Origin of the sequence: Calidifontibacillus oryziterrae (assembly GCF_000331575.1) — a bacterium.
GTDB classification, from domain to species: domain Bacteria; phylum Bacillota; class Bacilli; order Bacillales; family Bacillaceae_J; genus Calidifontibacillus_A; species Calidifontibacillus_A oryziterrae.
In genome coordinates, this window is the sequence record NZ_ANOK01000007.1 from 86,473 (window position 1) to 105,929 (window position 19,457).

Below are 19,457 nucleotides of genomic sequence, written 5' to 3' on the forward strand. Positions count from 1 at the left end.
CTAAGAATATTGTATATATAGAATGTACAGTTTTTTCTGTACAAAGATTATAGCTGAATATCGCTGATTTTCGGTTTTGATGGAATGTTACGAAAAGTCTAAGCTTAATAATAGGTCGGCTATAAAAGCCGTTAACGAGGTGAACGTATGAAACAGGAACGAAAGATTAAGCTAAAGGTTCAAAGTGTTACAAAAATATTTGGAAAAAATAGCAAAAAAGCACTTCAACTACTTAAAGAAGGAAAGTCAAAGTCTGAAATATTAAAAATGACAGGATCAACAGTTGGAGTCAATCAAGCTAGCTTTGAAGTATATGCCGGAGAAATATTTGTCATAATGGGGCTTTCAGGCAGTGGGAAATCCACATTAGTAAGGATGTTAAATCGCTTAATTGATCCCACAATTGGTGAAGTATATGTTGATGGGGAAGATGTTGTAAAAATGTCAAAGTCTGAATTACGCAATATTCGGCGTGGGAAAATTAGTATGGTCTTCCAAAAATTTGCTCTTCTTCCGCACAGGACTGTTTTAGAAAATACAGAGTACGGACTTGAAGTACAGGGTATTAAAAAGGAAGAAAGAAAAGAAAGAGCATTAGAGGCATTAAAGCTTGTTGATTTATGTGGTTATGAAAATCAGTATCCAAGCCAATTAAGTGGCGGGATGCAGCAACGTGTTGGTTTAGCGAGAGCATTAGCAAATAATCCTGATATTTTATTAATGGATGAAGCGTTCAGTGCATTAGATCCGTTAATAAGAAAGGATATGCAAGATGAACTGTTGGAGTTGCAAGCCCGAATGGAAAAAACCATTGTATTTATTACGCACGATTTAGATGAAGCGTTAAGGATTGGGGACCGAATCGCGTTAATGAAGGATGGTCTTATTGTTCAAATTGGAACTCCGGAAGAAATATTAATGAATCCTTCAAATGAATATGTTGAAAGATTTGTCGAGGATGTTGATTTAAGTAAGGTGTTAACAGCTGGGCATGTTATGAAGCGTGCTGAATCAATTCGGATTGATAAAGGTCCTTTAGTTGCGTTGCAAAATATGAAGGATTTGGGGATATCAAGTATTTATGTTGTTGATAAAAAGCAAAGATTGTTAGGGGCAATAACTGCAGTCGCGGCAAAACAGGCAGTAGAAAAAGGGCAAACATTAGAGGAAATATTGGATACAAATGTGCAAACAGTTTTTAAAGACACACTTTTAGTAGATCTTTTTGATATTGTTTCGGAAGCCGTTATACCTGTAGCAGTTGTAGATGATGATAGACATCTTAGGGGTATTGTAATTCGTGGTGCTGTCATAGGGGCTCTTGCGGGTAATGAGCGTTATATAAATGGAGTAGCAAACAGTGTTCATGATGGAAAAACCGATCATCAGCTAAAAGAGGTGAATGTAAATGGCGCTTAAGACAGAAGGACTTTTACCGAAACTTCCTTTAGCAGACTGGATTGATGGATTTATTGATTGGTTGACAGCTACGTTTGGTGCCGCTTTTGATGGGATTTCTGAGGGGTTAAAAGCATTTGTTGAAGGAATAGTAGACGGTCTAGGAGTAATTCCACCAATTATCGTTATTATATTAATGGCTTTATTAACATGGAAGATTTGTAATCGAAATATTGGGTTATTTACATTAGTTGGTTTATTTTTAATTGATAATTTAGGATATTGGGAGCCAATGCTTGATACAATCGCATTGGTACTGACATCGGTGATTTTATCGATTGTGATTGGAATACCAATTGGCATTTGGGCATCACAAAGTAAAGTAGTTAAAAGTATAGTAATCCCGATATTAGACTTTATGCAAACAATGCCTGCCTTTGTATACTTAATTCCGGCTATTTTCTTTTTTAATATCGGTGTTGTACCTGGGGTTGTGGCATCTGTTATTTTTGCAACACCACCGACGATACGTTTAACAATTTTAGGGATTGAGCAAGTGCCTGGAGATATTATTGAAGCAACAGAGGCTTTTGGCTCAACGACAAATCAAAGATTACTAAAGGTGCAGCTTCCATTAGCCATGCCAACGATCATGGCAGGCATTAACCAAAGTATTATGCTTGCATTGTCCATGGTTGTTATTGCTTCAATGGTTGGAGCGCCAGGTCTTGGTACTGATGTGTATCGTGCTGTTACGCAAATCAAGACAGGAGTTGGTTTTGAAGCTGGTCTAGCAATAGTGATTATAGCTATCATTCTAGATCGGATTTCTCAAAATATAGGAAAAACTAAACAAGGGGGAACTATGTAATGAAGAAATGGTTAAGTTTTTTACTAGTTTTCGTATTGGCGATAGGCTTAGCTGCCTGTGGCTCGCAAGAAACTAGTAACGAAGAGCCCGCTACTGAGACGGAGCCGGCAACGACTGAAACAACAGGTAGTGAAGCTGCTACACCTATTGGTGAAAGCGTAGATTACCAGATTGTTGGTATTGACCCAGGTGCAGGTATAATGAAAGCGACTGCAAGTGCCATCGAGGAATATGAGCTAGAGGATTGGGAGGTTATTGAGGGTTCTGGGGCTGCAATGACTGCTGCATTAAAAAAAGCTTATGACAAGGAAGAACCAATTATTGTGACAGGTTGGACACCGCATTGGAAATTCGCAAAGTTTGATTTGAAATATTTAGAAGACCCTAAAGGTGTATATGGTGAAGATGAAAACATTCATACAATTACACGTGCTGGCTTAAAAGAAGATCATCCAAATGCATATATAGTTTTAGATCAATTCCATTGGACTGCAGATGATATGAGTGACGTGATGGTAATGATTGAAGACGGTATGAAGGAAGAAGAAGCTGCTGCAAAATGGGTAGAAGAAAATGCCGATAGAGTTGCAGAATGGACTGCTGGAGCAGAACAAGTTGAGAGCGATGAAATTACCCTTGCATATGTTGCTTGGGCAAGTGAAATTGCAAGCACAAATGTGCTTGCCAAAGTATTAACTGATGTTGGTTATGACGTTACAATGACTCAATTAGAAGCAGGCCCGCTGTGGGCTGGTATTGCCGATGGAAGTGCTGATGCATCTGTAGCGGCATGGTTGCCAGTTACACATGCTGACTACTATGCAGAGTTTGAAGGTCAGTTCGAGGACCTTGGTTCAAACATGGAAGGGACTAGAATTGGATTAGTTGTACCAAGTTATATGGATATAAATTCAATTGAAGATTTAAAATAAGCTACGCTAAAGAGGTTAACCATATTGGTTAACCTCTTTATAATTTGTCTATAGATAAAATATATCAATATAATTAGGTTGCAACCATATAATGGTCATGTCGAAAATGGTTGCTACTGTCAAAAAAGGCGACTAGGTTAAATTGATAGTTTACTTTGTATTCATTAAAATAATAGAAAATATATAGTGAATGAACATTCACTCAAATGCAATAAAATGAGTTTATAGCAACGTTCTCCATTGTGAACGATTTTTTAAGTTTTTCATACGAAATATTTGTAGAAATTTAGCGACAATTGCCGGTAATTTTAGTAGAATAGAAACAGAATACAATTTTATAAAAAAATTACAAAAAAACCACTATATTCCCATGTAGGGATTTTTGGGAGGCTAACATGAGAGCGAAAATTAGAACAAAATTAATTATAGTATCACTACTTTTATTAGCGGTTCCAAGTTTAATAATTGGTGTTATAGGATACTCATCAGCAAAGCAAAGCCTTGATGAACTTGGTGCAATCGGTTTACAAAATGATGTTCGTCTCGTAATAAAGCTAATAGAGAGTTTGGATCAGCAGGTTAAAAGTGGCGCCCTTTCATTAGAAGATGCCCAAGAACTTGTAAAAATAGAAATCCTTGGGGAGAAGGATCCTGAAGGGAAAAGACCGATTGATAAAAGTGTTGATATCGGTGAAAATGGTTATTATTTTGTTATGGATTCAGAAGGCTTACTGTTGGCACATCCTTCCTTAGAAGGTGAAAATTTATGGAATACGGAAGACCCTAATGGATTAAAAGTCGGAAAGGTAATTGTGGAAGCAGCTTTAAAGGGTAATGGCTTTTCGTATTATGAATGGCCTTTACCTGGGAATGCAAATAGAATTGCTCCGAAAATTACGTATGCGGAGCAGGATGAAAACTGGGGATGGGTTGTAGCTGCTAGCACATACAAAATGGACTTTAATAGTAATGCAAATAAAATTCTTCATGCTGTTCTCATTACTTTAATCATATCATTAATAGCTGGAGTTATAGTTATTATCGGATTTTCAAGACATATCTCAATTCCGATTCGAATGATTGCTAATCACGTCCATAGGATTGCTGGTGGTGATTTAAGTATGGGTGCTATATCAGTAAAAAATAATGATGAAATCGGCCAGCTTGCCAATGACGTGAATACAATGACGGTTAATTTAAAAAACATGATAAGTAAAGTTTCAGAAGCTGCAGAGCGAGTTGCAACGGACTCATTAGAATTGTCTGCAAATACTGATCAAACGTCACAAGCAACGGAGCAAATTGCAAAAGCAATTGGAGAGGTAGCAACAGGGGCAGACCGTCAGCTAACAAGTATGCAAGAAGCTTCTGAAGGGGTAAATGAAATTGCAGTAGGTGTTAAAAAAATTGCAGAAAGTGTTGAAACCGTAAAGCAATCCACTGTGCAAGCTTCTGAGACAGCACAAAATGGGAACGAGTCAGTGCATAAAGCTGTAGATCAAATTGGATTTATTAATACAAAAACAGAAGAAACTGCGGAAGTATTGGATTTATTAGGTGATAAATCAAATGAGATTGAGAATATCGTGACGATGATTACAGCAATAGCTGAACAAACCAATTTATTAGCATTAAATGCATCAATCGAAGCAGCTAGAGCTGGGGAGCATGGCAAAGGTTTTGCAGTTGTAGCTGAAGAAGTTCGAAAATTGGCTGAAGAATCAGGATCAGCTGCTTCTAAGATTAGTTCCTTAATTAGTGATATTCAAGAAAATATGAAGCTTGCAATTGATGCAATGGGCGAGGGGCGGACAGCTGTAATAGGTGGAAAAAACCTAGTTGAACAAGCAGGAGATTATTTCGAAAAAATTACTGAAGCGGTTATTCATATTGTAAGCCAAATGGAGGATGTCAATGAAGCTGTTATAAAAGTGAATTCCGGAACGACTCAGTTAGTCTCAAGAATAGATGATGTGAGTGAGATCTCTGAAAAATCAGCGAATTACACACAATCAGTTGCTGCGATTTCGGAGGAACAAACAGCTTCGGTGGAAGAAATAGCGGCCAGTGTAAACATGCTATCACAAGTTGCAGATGACCTACATGAAAGTATAAAAATGTTTAAAGTTTAATAAATAAATAGTTGTATCCTATATTAGCAAGAGAGGATCATATATTTGTAAGATAGGATCATAGAGCTATTACTATACTTGGGAAATAACAATTAATCTCAAATCAAAAGTGATGCAAACTATTGTAGTTTGCATCACTTAAATTTTTGCAATGAGAAACTGGTATTGCAAAGCAGAATAATAGTTTTAAGGTTTGAAATTAATAGTAATAATATTGCAAATATTTTAATGCCGAACTTTAAATTTTATAGTATATAATTAATTATATAATGATAGCGGGAGCAGGTGAATTCATGAGAAGGTTTATTTCAATTGGATTTTTATTATTATTGCTATCTTTGATCATAAGTTGTGGATTAATAGACACAACTAAACAAGTTGGTGAAGAGGTTGACAATAATGAAAGTACTCCAACAATTTCAATTATAGGTGATGGACCTAATACGATGGAGCTACTCAAAATGGAGGAAGATGAAATCCTAAGAAGATTTGGGGTCAGGCTTTCCTATCATTATCCAGAACGAATTACAGAAAACTTAGAGGATTATTTATTTAATACGAATGAAAAGTACGATATTTATATCCTTTTTCCAGTGAAAATACCACTCTACGTAGAACGCGGTTTAATTGCACCGTTAGATCCTTATATTTCCGAACCGATAGATAGTGATATTTTACCGATTTACCGAAATATGTTTATGAGTTTTGACGATCATTATTATGGAATGGTGTATGATGGTGATTCGCATTTATTATTTTATCGAAAAGATATTTTTCAAAGGTATAATGACGAATACAAGCAATTATATGGCGTGGATTTGACTCCGCCGCAAAATTGGTCGGAGTATGACCGAATAGCAAAGTTTTTAACTCGAGATACAGATTTAGACGGAAAAATTGATATTCATGGTACAGCCACGCTAAACGGTGACGGCATGAGGTATATTTGGTTTTGCTCACGCTTTTTATCGATGGGCGGATCTTATTTTGATGAAGAAATGAATCCGCTTATTGAATCAAGTATAGGATTAAAAGCTTTAAATGATTTAGTAGTATTAAATAATGGTAGTGGGGTTCCGCCTAAATCAATGTTTGATTGGACAGATTTGAATAATGTTTTTCTTCAAGGGAAGGTGGCCATGATTATACAATGGAGTGATACAGGGCGCTTTTCTTATGATGAAAAATCATGGGGATCAAAGGTGTCTGGAAAGGTAGATTGGGACTTAGTACCTGGTGGATTACCTAACGCTCCTCGAGGGGGTGTCTGGTTAGGAAGGGTATTGGCTATCTCAAATGAAGCAGCTGACCCCGAAAAGGCATGGCAAATAATTGAATATATTACGTCCAAAGATGTGAGTAAACGTGGTACAACCTCTTATGAAACAGGTACTGATCCGTTTCGATATAGCCACTTTACAGTCGATGAGAACGGACCATTCCCGACTGAACAGGATTATAAACATTTTTTGACAACAGTTCAAAAAAGCTTACTGAATACAAATACAGATTTAATCATTCCGGGTAGTTGGGAATATATGCAAAGCTTAGATCGAAACGTAGGTTTAGCGCTTATCCAAAAGCTTACACCCGAAGAAGCTTTAAGGCAAACAGCTGAAGAATGGCAGGACATAACAAATAAATATGGCCGTCAACAACAAAAAGAATATTATGGGAAATGGCTGGAAAAGTTAGAAAAGATCCGCTCCGAACAGCAGCAATAACGTAACCAAATTTATATAAAGTTCACACGTTGCTTTAAATAGTAAAAAAAGGTTGACCACGATTTTTGGCCAACCTTTTAGTATATCGTTCATTCAAGGTCGTTCGATTTATTTTCCGTTGTTCATCTACATTGCTTTAAAGGCTATAACGATACCGCCTTCACCCGCATAGGTTCCAATTAATGGACCCATCTCAGATAAAATTGTTTCCTTGAATTTATATTTGTCTTTAATCTCATTAAGGATTTTTAATGCCTTTTCCTCGCAGTTGCTATGGGTCATCGTTAAGACCTTCTGTTCAAGGTCCTTCCCATATTCTCCAATTTGCTCGATAAAACGACGCAATACTTTTTTATCACCACGAGCTTTTTCACGGACTTCTATGGCGCCTTCCTTACTAACCCCAAGGATAAGTTTAATATTTAGTGCGTTAGCAATGGCCGCTTTTGTTTTACTTAATCGCCCACCCTTAATAACGTTTTCCAGCGTTTCTAATAAAATGAATGTATTCGTATTATCTATTAATTTTTTTTCGTTATCAACGACTTCGTCAAAACTTGCTCCTGATTTAATAAGTTTTATTGCCTCATCAATATGAAGGATTTGTCCGCAGGAACCTGTCTTTGTATTCAAAACTTCAATTTTACGAGTAGGTTGCTCTTCAAGGAGCATGTCTTTAGCAATTAAGGCACTTTCATACGTGCCACTTAAGCTTTTTGACAAGCAAAAAACAATAATATCCTCAGTCTCGGGAACATCCTTATAAGCTTCAAGAAACTCATACGGAGAAGGACAGGACGATTTAGGTAGTTCTTCAGCTTCACGCATCATTTGATAAAAAGTTTTATTATCTATTTCAATTCCTGTTTTATAAGTTTGCTCACCGAAGCTTACATTTAACGGAACAACCTTTATATCATTATCCTCGATATACGATAATGGTAAATCGGAAGCGCCATCTGTAATAATTTTGATTGTCATGGTATCACCTTCTATGCTCATTAAATTATTTCATTCAATTCTACCATTGTTTCGCGGTATTACATACTTTTTTCGACGATTTTTGTAAATTTTCTTATATTAGTTGGTTTTTTGGAAATAATACCCAACATTATAATTAGGTTATTGTTCATTATATTTAAGTTTCTTTTCATTTTTTGCATGTGAATTACTTAGCCAAATAAATAAGAACAACCCGAATAGTACGATTAATCCACCAACTAATTGCGTGAAAGTTATTGTTTCTTTGAGAATAAAATATGCCAAAATGGACGCCCCAACTGGTTCGAATAGTATACTCATGGAGATAACCGAAGTGCTTAACCAGCGAATTGCCCAATTGAACAATGTGTGGCCAAGCAGGGTAGGAATTATCGCTAATAACAAAAATAATAACCAGTCCTTGGGAGGATAAGAGAAAAATGAGTAACCTTGGATAAGATCATAAATAATTAATGTAACAGAACTAATGCTATAAACAACAAATGTATAGGTCATTAAGGATAGACGTTTTCGTACGGTTTGACCAAACAAAAAATATGCTGTCACCCATATTGCTGCGGTTAATGCTAAAAAATCTCCCCAAAGAGCTATCCCACTTATTTTAAAGTCTCCCCAACTGATAATAATACTTCCTATAATTGCTATTATTCCACTTATTATTGCTCCTAAACTAATTCTTTCTTTAAAAAAGACATATGTACCAATAAAGGCAAAAATAGGCTGCAGAGAAACTAAAACAACAGAACTTGCAACGGATGTATAATTTAGAGATTCAAACCAAAAAATAAAGTGGAGGGCGAGAAGGATTCCGGAAATAATTGAGAAAAGCCACTCCTTCTTGTGAATATCTTTTAGCTCTCTAAAATATTTTGTCATAAATAATGGTGTCATTAAAAATACAGTAAATACTAATCTGTATGTAGCAATAATGGCAGCTGGTGCACTAGAAAGTTTTACAAAAATTGCCGATGTTGAAACAGCTATTGCCCCAATTATTAATGCAAAATAAGGATTGATTTTTGGTTGCAACATAATCCCCTCGTTTCAGTGGTGGAAAGGTTATTTGTGATTGTTGATATTTTATCATAAGCAGTAATTAAGGAGTTAATATTTTTGTTGGTTGAAATACCAGGAAACTTATGATATGATTGGTAAATATGCCAAAAAGTAGACTATTTAGGGAGTATGAACGAAATTGACAATGTTTCAAGAATTAGGAATAAGTGAAAAATTATTAAAATCTATTCAGGCAATGGGGTTTGAAGAAGCGACACCGATTCAAGCTGAAACCATTCCAGTAACATTAACAGGAAAAGATTTAATTGGACAAGCGCAAACGGGAACTGGTAAAACAGCTGCCTTTGGAATTCCAATGATCGAGAAAATCAGTACAAATAAGCCAAACATTCAAGGGATTGTAGTTGCGCCAACTCGAGAATTAGCAATTCAGGTTGCTGAAGAGCTTAATAAGATAGGGCAATTTAAGGGAGTAAAAGCGTTGCCGATTTATGGTGGTCAGGATATTGCTCGGCAAATACGTGCATTAAAGAATCGACCGCAGATTATTGTTGGAACGCCAGGTCGATTAATTGACCATATTAATCGTAAAACAGTACGCCTGCAAGCAATTGAAATTGTCGTATTGGACGAAGCTGATGAAATGCTAAATATGGGATTTATTGAAGATATTGAATCAATTCTAAAAGAAGTTCCTGAACAGCGACAAACCCTTTTATTCTCAGCTACAATGCCTGAACCGATTCGGAAGATTGCCGAAAAATTCATGTCTGAACCAGTATTAATTAAGACAAAAGCAAAAGAAATGACGGTTCCAAACATCGAACAATACTATATTGAGATGCAAGAGAAAAAGAAATTTGATGTCCTAACACGACTGTTAGATATGGAATCGCCTGAGCTTGCAATTGTTTTTGGGCGTACAAAGCGCAGAGTTGATGAGTTAAGCGAAGCTTTGAATACAAGAGGTTATGCGGCAGAGGGTATTCATGGTGATCTAACACAGGCAAAACGTAGCTCTGTTTTGAAGAAATTTAAGAATGGAGCGATTGAGGTACTTGTTGCAACCGATGTTGCTGCACGCGGTTTAGATATTTCAGGAGTTACACATGTGTATAATTTTGACATTCCGCAAGATCCGGAAAGCTATGTTCATCGCATCGGCAGAACGGGCCGGGCTGGTAAAACTGGTTTAGCCTATACGTTTGTTACACCAAGAGAAATTGGACAGTTGAAAAATATTGAGCGAACTACTAAGAAAAGTATGTCTCGCAAGCCAATACCATCTATGGATGATGCGTTAGAAGGTCAAAAACAAATTACGATTGATAAGATATTATATACGATTGAAAATGAAAATATTTCATTTTATAAGCAAATGGCTGAGAATTTATTAGATGAGCATGATTCAGTCACAGTTGTTGCAGCGGCTTTAAAATTATTAACAAAAGAACCTGACACAACTCCGGTTCAATTAACAGCTGAAGCGCCAGTCGTTGTTAAAGAACGAGGACGCGAAAAGAATCGTTCACGTGATAGTAGAGGACGTGGAGATAATAGAGGTCGAGGAGATAATAGAGGGAAGAGTGGCTTCCATCGTAGTGGACGTTCCCGTAATACAAATCCTCGCGGAGCAGGATCAGGTTCCCATAGTAGCGGACGGAAAAAAGCATACAGCCACAGTAAAAATGACTAATTGATTACAATATCAACTGCTAGCCTTTTCGGCTAGCAGTTTTTACATATAATGGAGGGGTCAGGCGCCTCTATGGACACCTCTATGGACACCGCCCTGGCACCTAATGAAACTTTTTTTTGGGTAAATGCATCTATTAATATGAAGGAGGGGAGATAGTGGACGTAATCGAGCGATTAAAGAACAAGGATGAACAAGCACTGATCGAATTAATGAATGAATACGGAGACTATCTCCTGCGGACATCATACTTACTTGTAAAGGATATGCAAGTGGCTGAAGAAGCGGTGCAAGATACATTTATAGTTGCATATAGGAAAATAAACCAGCTCCATGATAGCTTAAAGATAAAGAGTTGGCTTGCGAAAATTGCGATTAATCAGTGTCGGGCAAGAATGCGAAGATGGAGTTGGAAAAATGTCTTACTTAAATTTAATCAAAACGAAATTGAAAAGGAACTTAGCCATACAAATTTACAAGATGAGGAGATTCCAGAAGTTCTTATATTAAAGTTTAGTAGAAATCAACAATTATATAAATCAATCCAACAATTAGACTATATGTATCGAGAAGTGATTACCTTATTTTATTTTAATCAACTGTCAATTGAGGAGATTGCTGCGCTTTTAAAAGAGAAAGAGAATACTATAAAAACGAGACTTCGACGTGGACGAAGTAAGCTTAAAATCATGCTTGAAGAAGGGGGGATGAATGATGTTGAATAAGGAAATATCTGAAATAAAGAAACAGCTCGACAATGAGCTGAGGCATATTCATTTTTCAAACGAGAATAATGTTTTAGAACGTTCACATCCACGGACATTTCTCCAGAAAATTAAGTATTGGTGGAATAAAGAAATCACGATTCCTCTAGTCCCTGTAGGTGCAATTATTGTCATTGTCATGGGGAGTGCTTTGACGGACGAACTGGGTAGCTTGAATTCTCAAAAGCAGGTTATCTCTCAACAACGCCAGCTTGTGAAAATTGCTGGAAATATATATTGGAATGACCTAGTGGAAGAGGAGCTGAGAAGATGACGGTTCGAATAAAAGTGAAGCACCTAATTTACACACTAATCTTAGTATTTGCTTTGTTGCCAGTGTTTTCTCATTATATACAACCTAAAATTGAAATGAATTCGATTGAAGCAAATATTGAAACGGGTAACATAACTAAAGCAAAAAAACAGATAGATAAGCTTCTTCATCAGAAAATCTCAGCAAATGAGAGATGGGAGCTTGTCCAAAAATATATGCTCGACGGGGCTTTAGCTCATCGCTTCGATGTGTATGTTGGTCCTTCAATGTCGTCGTGGACACCAGTAGCTGAGCGTAATTTTTTTACAGAAGAGGAAACGATCCCGTATTTAATGGAATATATAAAGGTGGGTCCTATTGATGGCTACATGCGTTCGGCAGCGGAGCAATTAGCTGCTTATTTTCAACGCGAGGGTGATTATGAAAGAGCTGATCAAATACTAGCGGATACAGTGCAAAGAGCACAGACCGCCAAAAAGGATTATATTACAAATGAATTGTCTTTTAAAAGAATTGAGCTTGCTTTTGACACCCGAAATTTAGCAAAAGCAGAAGCACTTATACAACAGTTAGCTGAGGAAATTGACGGCATCAATCAAAACCTTCCAACAATGGTTGCTCTATTAGAAACGGAAAAGCTTTTATACATGGGAGAATTTGATAAGGCTTTAGAAAAAGTGACGACTGATATTGAGGCGCTCAAAAAACTATGGGACGAGGAAAATCAAAAATACCGAGATTTGGAAGCCAAAGAAGGACAGCAGCCTATAGAGGAATTTGGTTTTGAGCAATCCCGATTTGCGAGAGAGTTATTTGCGATTCGCAATCAACTTGAAAGGGCGCAGAAGTTGGGGTATGACTCGTTAACTACAGTTGAGGGCAGTATTATGAGGTCTGATGGAACGCCGATGGCAAATGTGGGTGTATTTTTACGAGAAGAATCGTACGTTAATATGAGTGTCAGTGATGATGAAAGATTTCAGACTGTTACAGACGAAGATGGTTTTTACCGGTTTAATGGTGTGATTCCTGGGAGCTATCAAATTCACCTTGGATTACGGTTTGAACAAGTGGACGGTTGGGCATGGTCAATTCCTTTAGATGATTGGATTGATGTAGAGGATGGGGAAACAATAACATATAATATTGATTTTAATCCACTCATTACGATTGATTCACCGGTAAATCATCAAGAAATCCGAGCTGACGAAATTAAGTTTAAATGGGAAAAAGTCGAGCAAGCAGACTATTATAATTTAAATTTATGTCTTGAATTTGATGGCGGCGTTACGTGCTCGCCAATTAAATCAAATGTAAAAGAAAATGAAATGACGATTCTTTTGGAAGAGTTGTACGATAAACAATCTGGAGTATCTTTTTCCGGTGACGGTTCCGCACTTGAAACCGTTCAACCTGAGAGCTTACTAGCCTTTGCTAATCCTGAAGGAGAATTTTCATGGTACGTTGAAGCGTTTGATAGAGACGGGAATATGATTACGAAAAGCAATGGTTATCGACTAAATAAGCAATCGATGGGAAAGATACCAGTGTTTTATTTAAAAGAACGTACGTTAACCGATGCAGATCGACTCCTACTTGATCATAAAATAGTAGAAGCGCTTGAATTCTATAAACAAGCCGTCGCAGCTGATCCAAATGATATTCATAGCTTACGAATGGTGGCCCGTTTAATAGGGTTTGAGGATGAGGGGGAAAATGGTGATTACCGTAGTCAGTTTTCCGAAGATGCGTTACCATACTTAATTGCGCTAGCCGAAAAGCGTCCTACAGAGAATTCGGTTTCTACATTAGTATTTTACTATTATGAAAGAAGGAATTGGGATCAATATGAACGATGGTTTCATGAGTATGAACGCATTATAGAGGATGATATATCTAGTTATGTCAAATCGATCCATGCGACAGCGCGAATGAGGCAAGGCGACTTGAAAAAGGCACAACAGCTTTTGTATGAGGTTTTGGAAAACGACCCGAGCCGTCGCTTTGTTGGAAATTTAATTGCAATAGAACTGTATTTAAATTCAACTATTGGAAATGCATTACGTGTTGCTGAACAGTACCCGCAACGAGATTACGATAGCCCGGATTGGGTATCGATCGTAAAGAATCTCAGTGATGTACAAAAGCTCGATATAAACGAGGCCCTAGAGCTTTACTTTTTTGCTGACGAACAGGAAATGACACAGCAACTAGAAAAACAAAAGGTTTCGCCACCAATAGAAACATTAATTCATGCGTTGTTGACGGTGAGATAATAACCATATAATGGAGGGGTCAGGAACCTCTATGGACACCTCTATGGACACCGCCCTGGCACCAAATAGAAAATGCATCCTGCTAGTAATAGCGGGATGCATTTTTTAACATGATTGGAGCCAGTGCAGCTCCACCGATTAAGCCGAAAATATGGGCGGAAATATTAACGTTAGATTTGAAAATAGTCATAGCGAAGCCAATTACTAATATAGAAATGATTACTTGAGAATTCATGCGGTCTATTAAATCTTTACGGTAAATAACCATATAAAGATAAATGCCAAATAAAGCAAAAATGGCACTTGAAGATCCAAGATGGAGATAATTTGCTGATTCAACAATATAAGTCCCGATATTAGCAATTATTCCACCAATTAAATAAATTAGTATGAACTTTACTTTGCCTAACATGATCTCTAAAGCAGGACCGAACAAAACTAATGAAAATGAATTAAACAGCATATGCCCAAAGCCGCCATGTAAAAAAATCGAAGTAATAATCCTCCAGTATTCTCCATTAGAAACGTCGAAATTTGATCCAATGCCAAGTTCTAATAAGAGTATACCCCCAGGCACATATGAAATAATGAACCATAAAAGTAAATGCAGAACAACTATTGTAGTAACGATAGGATAAGAATGGACAAACGTGCGAAAATTCTCAGTCCGGATAAACATTAAGCCTCTCCTTTGTTATACTTATTTTATACTTAAATTTATTATACTATTGATTAATTGCATAGTATTACTGATATGTTTCACTATTTGTAATTAGAAACAGAACGCGCCTAGCTTCCTGCCGCATTTGAAAGAAACCAAAGAAAGGACAACCTAAAATGATAAAAGGTATTGGCATAGATATTGTTGAAATAAATAGAATACATACTATTTTAGTCAGGCAGCCGCACTTCCCAAATCGGATTTTAACAAGAAAAGAATTAGAAATATATGAAAAACTAGCAAACCGGCGTCAATCAGAATTTTTGGCTGGGCGTTTCGCGGCTAAAGAGGCGTTTGCGAAAGCGAGAGGAACTGGTTTCGGTAAACAGTTAAGCTTTCTTGATCTTGAAATATTACCAGACAAGCTTGGAAAACCCAACATAGGTTTCAAATCTGCTCATGATAATCTAGAGGAAATGGTGCATCTAACGATCACGCACTCAAAAGAATATGCTGTTGCTCAGGTGATTATTGAGAAAAAGTAGGTAGACAATCTAATGTTATTATAAGATTACTTGAAAATCTTTTGGATTGCTTGTCATGCTAGTCTGCATATTGTGATACTTTGTCACATATATTTTTAGTGCGGTTAGGAGGGAACACTTTGCAAATTGTAACTGCAAATGAAATGTACGGAATTGACCGCTTTACGATGGATGAAATTGGGCTTCCAGGTGTGCTGTTAATGGAGAATGCCGGCCAAGCTATTGTGAACAAGGCTTTGGATTTTTTGGATAGGAAAAGCAAACTAGCAATTTTAATTGGTTCCGGCAATAACGGGGGAGATGGAATTGTAATTGCTCGTATTTTGAAGAGTCTCGGATTTAGCGTTGATGCATATTTGCTGGTAGAGGAGGATTGTTTAAAAGGTGATGCACTGTTTCACTTTAAAGTCTATCGCAAATCAGGATTTGACGTGATGTCATTAAGAGATTTTAGTTGCTTGAAAAAATATCAAGTTATCTTTGATGCGATGCTAGGAATCGGGTTTAAGGGTGAGTTAAGATCACCGTATCGTGAAATCATTTCCGAATGTAATAAACTCGATATTACGAAAATTTCTGTGGATATTCCTAGTGGAATATCTGCGGATGGAAGGCATCCAACTAAACTAGCTTTTCAGGCAACAACAACAATTACTCTGCAGCATCCGAAGCAAAGTGCGTATACGTATCCAGCTCGAAACTTTTATGGGAATATTGAGGTAGTTTCAATTGGAATTCCTCCAAAAGCCACCAACAAAGTCCTACAATATGATCGAAAAAGTTGGTTGAGCAAAGATGTGGAACGAACGTTACCACATCGATCTCCAACAGCTCATAAAGGTATGCATGGGAAAGGATTAGTAATTGGTGGTTCACAAGAGATGACCGGAGCGCCAATCATGACTACAAAGGCTGCACTCACAGCTGGTGGCGGTCTAATAACGGTAGCGATTCCAGATACAATTCATTCGATTGTGGCTAGCCAAATTGTTGAAGCGATGTTTATACCTTGTCCTGCAAAAAATGGTCAATTCCAAGGAGAAATCAATACGGATCTTTCTATGTACAATGCTATAGCATTTGGTCCGGGGATTGGAAGGGAGAAAGGTGGCGAAACACTTCTTTCTTCTTTACTAGAAACATTGCAGGTTCCATTAATTGTAGATGCAGATGGCTTATACCATCTTGCTTTGATTAAGGAAAAACTAAAACATCGGACATATCCAACGATTTTAACGCCGCACACTGGTGAAATGGCCCAGTTACTAGGTTGTTCGGCTAATGAGGTTGATCAAAATCGATTTGAACTATCGCGCGAGTTTGCGATCCAATACGGTGTTTACCTTGTATTAAAAGGCCCCTGCTCCATTGTAACAACGCCTACAGGAGCACAGTATGTAAACGTAACTGGAAATGCCGCATTAGCCAAAGGCGGTTCGGGAGACGTCCTTACTGGAATCATTTTGGCATTTGTAATGAATCATCCATCAATTCAGGAAGCGATTAGCAATGCTGTTTTTGTCCATGGAAAAGCGGCTGATGTGTTAGTGGAGCAAAACCATACGATGCTTGATGTATTGGCATCTGATGTGATTGGGGCGCTACCATCTGTATTTCGTACATTTTTTTAAGCTTATCTAGGTTCCCTTCTTTGTCCGAAATGAGACAAAGGGGTTGAGGAGATGAAGAAAAGCTTTACAATACTTATTTTAGGACTGTTACTAATCTTAGGGTTGTCAGCATGTGGAGAAAAAAGTCAGGAGGATGTTAAAAAAGCACTTGATAACAAGCTTGAAGAAATGACTGGTTATAAGGCAAATGCAACACTAACTTTACAAACAGGTAACCAGCCGCAAGAATATAATATTGATATTTGGCATAACAAGCCAGATTTGTATCGTGTTTATTTAAAGAGTGATAATAAAGAACAAAGCCAGATGATTTTACGTAATGATGAGGGTGTTTTTGTGCTAACACCTGCTTTAAATAAGAGCTTCCGTTTCCAAAGTGATTGGCCGCAAAATAGTAGTCAGGCTTATCTATATGAATCGCTGGTGAGTGATATTTTAAACGATGACGAAGCAAAATTTACAGCTACAGAAACAGAGTTTGTTTTTGAAACAAAGACGAACTATCAAAATAATAAAACACTCCCGGTACAAGAAATTACGCTTAACAAAAAAGATTTATCACCAAAAATGGTAAAGGTGATGGATCAAGACATGCAGCCGCTTGTACAGGTAGATTTCACTGGATTTGAATTTGATTCACCATTTGATAAGGATGCTTTTGATTTAGAGAAAAATAAAACAGGTGCAGAAATGGATACGCCAACAATGGCACAGCCTTCCGGCCAAAAGCTAATGGTACTCTACCCAGAATACACTCCTGGAATGGAGTTAGTTGAAGAAAAGAAAGTAGCTCTTGAAAACGGAGAGCGAATTGTTTTAACGTATGCTGGGGAAAAATCATTCACTCTATTTGAGGAAATGTCTTCAGTTTTACCTGCAAATAAACCAATTTTTGTTGATGGAGAGCCTGTTGATTTAGGATTCACTGTTGGTGCCCTTACAGAAAATTCAATATCCTGGTCTTATGACGGCGTCGATTACTATCTTGCTTCTAAGGATTTAACTCAAGGAGAAATGACGGAAATCGCTAGATCCGTTCAAGGCCAAGCGGTGAAGTAATAATTTAAGTAGTGTTCATATAATATTTGGAATTTTGGCTCAGATGGATTTCTGGGCCTTTATTTTTATCAATGTTTTGTTAGAGTAGAATAATTTTGTGGACCTTTTATAATCTCATATCAATATGAAAATACTACGGAATCTCATTGACAAATAGAATGATTAGTTAAATAATCGACATATATTTATTGAATAGCTTTACAGAAAAAAATAGTTGGAGTTGCACAAAAAGGCTATTGGGAGGAAAAACAGTTGGTTGCGCCGTTTTATCGTGATACTTGGGTCGAGATAGATCTGAATTGTATAAAAGAAAATATTGAAAATATGGAAAAACACCTCCCAGATCATACAGCAATAATTGCCGTTGTGAAAGCAAACGGTTATGGTCATGGCGCTGTTGAAGTAGCTAGGACAGCATTGAACGCTGGTGCTGCAATGTTAGCGGTCGCTTTATTAGATGAAGCGCTTGAATTAAGGGATCATGGTATCGAAGCACCAATTTTGGTGTTAGGCTGGGTTTGCCCTGATGATGTCCAAGTTGTAATTAGTAATCATATCATCATTCCAGTTTTTCAACTCGATTGGTTGCATAGAGCAAAGCAGTATTTACGTAGTGGTGATACAGTTCAATTTCATTTAAAGCTAGATACTGGTATGGGCAGAATCGGTGTGAAGGAAAAGTCAGAATTAGACGAAATTATTGATTTTGTACGTGAGAATCCACAATTTAAAATGACAGGAATTTTTACACACTTTGCTACGGCTGATGAAGTAGACCTTTCTTATTTCTATGAACAGTACAGCCGTTTTCTAACAATGATCAATTGGATAAAGAGAAAAAATGTGGATGCAGAAACAATTCATTGTGCAAATAGTGCAACAGGATTACGATTTCCAGATAAGGTTTTTAATGCAGTAAGGTTTGGAATTTCGATGTATGGATTGACCCCTTCATTGGAAATGAAGAATAAACTTCCTTTTCCTTTAAAGGAGGCTTTTTCATTAAAAAGTAAAATCGTTCATGTAAAGCAAATTGAACCTGGTGAAAAAGTAAGTTACGGTGGAACATATGAGGCAAAAGAATTTGAATGGATAGGAACAGTCCCAATTGGATATGCTGATGGATGGATACGTAAGTTAAATTCTGCTAATGTACTTGTTAATGGTGACAGATGCCCGATAGTAGGCCGTATTTGTATGGATCAGATGATGATTCGCTTACCCAAAAAAGTACCAATTGGAACTGAAGTTACACTGATAGGTAAACAAGGCGATGAACGAATTCATATTGATGAGATTGCGAAGTTGTTAGGAACCATTAATTATGAGATTCCTTGTACCATTACTTCAAGGGTTCCTCGAATATTTATTACCAATTAGGATAAAATTTTTATAATAATAAGAATGTAAAAGTTTTGGTAGATAGCTTTGTCAGAAAGAACATTTACTACGGATATAATCGGTGGGAAACTTGT

At 37.0% G+C, this 19,457-nt stretch carries 16 protein-coding genes; 13 read left to right on the forward strand and 3 right to left on the reverse strand.

Annotation, left to right across the window (positions count from 1 at the left end):
- Positions 1 to 147 precede the first annotated feature (147 nt).
- From D612_RS0107120 to D612_RS0107140, 5 genes are all read left to right on the forward strand, one after another.
- Positions 148 to 1,419, forward strand: a complete 1,272-nt coding sequence (locus D612_RS0107120; protein ID WP_017754798.1) for a quaternary amine ABC transporter ATP-binding protein — start codon at positions 148 to 150, stop codon at positions 1,417 to 1,419.
- Entirely contained in the window at positions 1,409 to 2,269 is an 861-nt protein-coding gene (locus D612_RS0107125; protein ID WP_017754799.1) for an ABC transporter permease, read from the forward strand. Before D612_RS0107120 ends, D612_RS0107125 begins: the two co-directional genes overlap by 11 nt.
- Positions 2,269 to 3,201: a glycine betaine ABC transporter substrate-binding protein gene (locus tag D612_RS0107130; protein ID WP_017754800.1), complete on the forward strand. Its 933-nt coding sequence runs from the start codon at positions 2,269 to 2,271 to the stop codon at positions 3,199 to 3,201. Before D612_RS0107125 ends, D612_RS0107130 begins: the two co-directional genes overlap by 1 nt.
- Positions 3,202 to 3,596: 395 nt before the next feature.
- Complete coding sequence (locus D612_RS0107135) at positions 3,597 to 5,333, forward strand: methyl-accepting chemotaxis protein (protein ID WP_017754801.1); 1,737 nt, start codon at positions 3,597 to 3,599, stop codon at positions 5,331 to 5,333.
- A gap of 293 nt (positions 5,334 to 5,626) precedes the next feature.
- Positions 5,627 to 7,057: an extracellular solute-binding protein gene (locus D612_RS0107140; RefSeq protein ID WP_017754802.1), complete on the forward strand. Its 1,431-nt coding sequence runs from the start codon at positions 5,627 to 5,629 to the stop codon at positions 7,055 to 7,057.
- 126 nt (positions 7,058 to 7,183) lie between these two features.
- Here the strand turns inward: D612_RS0107140 and D612_RS0107145 are convergent, their stop codons facing one another.
- Entirely contained in the window at positions 7,184 to 8,038 is an 855-nt protein-coding gene (locus D612_RS0107145) for a DegV family protein (protein ID WP_017754803.1), read from the reverse strand.
- A gap of 141 nt (positions 8,039 to 8,179) precedes the next feature.
- Complete coding sequence (locus tag D612_RS0107150; protein ID WP_034726146.1) at positions 8,180 to 9,091, reverse strand: DMT family transporter; 912 nt, start codon at positions 9,089 to 9,091, stop codon at positions 8,180 to 8,182.
- A gap of 163 nt (positions 9,092 to 9,254) precedes the next feature.
- Here D612_RS0107150 and D612_RS0107155 point away from each other — a divergent pair, with 163 nt between their 5' ends.
- The 4 genes from D612_RS0107155 to D612_RS0107175 all read left to right on the forward strand — a co-directional run bounded on the left by D612_RS0107155 (position 9,255) and on the right by D612_RS0107175 (position 14,086).
- A complete protein-coding gene (locus D612_RS0107155; RefSeq protein ID WP_017754805.1) occupies positions 9,255 to 10,772 on the forward strand; it encodes a DEAD/DEAH box helicase in 1,518 nt (505 codons plus the stop codon).
- 158 nt (positions 10,773 to 10,930) lie between these two features.
- Positions 10,931 to 11,497, forward strand: coding sequence for a sigma-70 family RNA polymerase sigma factor (locus tag D612_RS0107165; RefSeq protein ID WP_017754806.1), 567 nt, complete (start codon positions 10,931 to 10,933; stop codon positions 11,495 to 11,497).
- Positions 11,487 to 11,810 (forward strand): hypothetical protein, encoded by a 324-nt coding sequence (locus D612_RS0107170; protein ID WP_017754807.1) that lies wholly within the window; start codon positions 11,487 to 11,489, stop codon positions 11,808 to 11,810. The genes D612_RS0107165 and D612_RS0107170 overlap by 11 nt, the downstream gene beginning before the upstream one ends.
- Positions 11,807 to 14,086: a hypothetical protein gene (locus D612_RS0107175; RefSeq protein ID WP_017754808.1), complete on the forward strand. Its 2,280-nt coding sequence runs from the start codon at positions 11,807 to 11,809 to the stop codon at positions 14,084 to 14,086. The genes D612_RS0107170 and D612_RS0107175 overlap by 4 nt, the downstream gene beginning before the upstream one ends.
- 82 nt (positions 14,087 to 14,168) lie before the next feature.
- Here the strand turns inward: D612_RS0107175 and D612_RS0107180 are convergent, their stop codons facing one another.
- Complete coding sequence (locus tag D612_RS0107180) at positions 14,169 to 14,765, reverse strand: rhomboid family intramembrane serine protease (RefSeq protein WP_017754809.1); 597 nt, start codon at positions 14,763 to 14,765, stop codon at positions 14,169 to 14,171.
- 158 nt (positions 14,766 to 14,923) lie between these two features.
- Between D612_RS0107180 and acpS the strand changes: the two genes are divergently transcribed.
- From acpS to alr, 4 genes are all read left to right on the forward strand, one after another.
- On the forward strand, positions 14,924 to 15,292 hold the full coding sequence (gene acpS, locus D612_RS0107185) for a holo-ACP synthase (RefSeq protein WP_017754810.1): 369 nt from the start codon (positions 14,924 to 14,926) through the stop codon (positions 15,290 to 15,292).
- A gap of 119 nt (positions 15,293 to 15,411) precedes the next feature.
- Positions 15,412 to 16,923, forward strand: a complete 1,512-nt coding sequence (locus D612_RS0107190; RefSeq protein ID WP_017754811.1) for a bifunctional ADP-dependent NAD(P)H-hydrate dehydratase/NAD(P)H-hydrate epimerase — start codon at positions 15,412 to 15,414, stop codon at positions 16,921 to 16,923.
- 51 nt (positions 16,924 to 16,974) lie between these two features.
- Complete coding sequence (locus tag D612_RS0107195; protein WP_017754812.1) at positions 16,975 to 17,982, forward strand: LolA family protein; 1,008 nt, start codon at positions 16,975 to 16,977, stop codon at positions 17,980 to 17,982.
- A gap of 252 nt (positions 17,983 to 18,234) precedes the next feature.
- A complete protein-coding gene (gene alr / locus D612_RS0107200; RefSeq protein ID WP_017754813.1) occupies positions 18,235 to 19,362 on the forward strand; it encodes an alanine racemase in 1,128 nt (375 codons plus the stop codon).
- Positions 19,363 to 19,457: the final 95 nt, after the last annotated feature.

Bases quoted from the DNA above. Each gene is read 5' to 3' on its own strand.
- D612_RS0107125 (WP_017754799.1), top strand. From the start codon at position 1,409: ATGGCGCTTAAGACAGAAGGACTTTTACCGAAACTTCCTTTAGCAGAC.
- D612_RS0107195 (WP_017754812.1), top strand. From the start codon at position 16,975: ATGAAGAAAAGCTTTACAATACTTATTTTAGGACTGTTACTAATCTTA.
- D612_RS0107175 (WP_017754808.1), top strand. From the start codon at position 11,807: ATGACGGTTCGAATAAAAGTGAAGCACCTAATTTACACACTAATCTTA.
- D612_RS0107140 (WP_017754802.1), top strand. From the start codon at position 5,627: ATGAGAAGGTTTATTTCAATTGGATTTTTATTATTATTGCTATCTTTG.
- D612_RS0107135 (WP_017754801.1), top strand. From the start codon at position 3,597: ATGAGAGCGAAAATTAGAACAAAATTAATTATAGTATCACTACTTTTA.
- D612_RS0107180 (WP_017754809.1), bottom strand. From the start codon at position 14,765: ATGTTTATCCGGACTGAGAATTTTCGCACGTTTGTCCATTCTTATCCT.
- D612_RS0107120 (WP_017754798.1), top strand. From the start codon at position 148: ATGAAACAGGAACGAAAGATTAAGCTAAAGGTTCAAAGTGTTACAAAA.
- D612_RS0107130 (WP_017754800.1), top strand. From the start codon at position 2,269: ATGAAGAAATGGTTAAGTTTTTTACTAGTTTTCGTATTGGCGATAGGC.
- D612_RS0107145 (WP_017754803.1), bottom strand. From the start codon at position 8,038: ATGACAATCAAAATTATTACAGATGGCGCTTCCGATTTACCATTATCG.
- acpS (WP_017754810.1), top strand. From the start codon at position 14,924: ATGATAAAAGGTATTGGCATAGATATTGTTGAAATAAATAGAATACAT.
- D612_RS0107150 (WP_034726146.1), bottom strand. From the start codon at position 9,091: ATGTTGCAACCAAAAATCAATCCTTATTTTGCATTAATAATTGGGGCA.
- D612_RS0107170 (WP_017754807.1), top strand. From the start codon at position 11,487: ATGTTGAATAAGGAAATATCTGAAATAAAGAAACAGCTCGACAATGAG.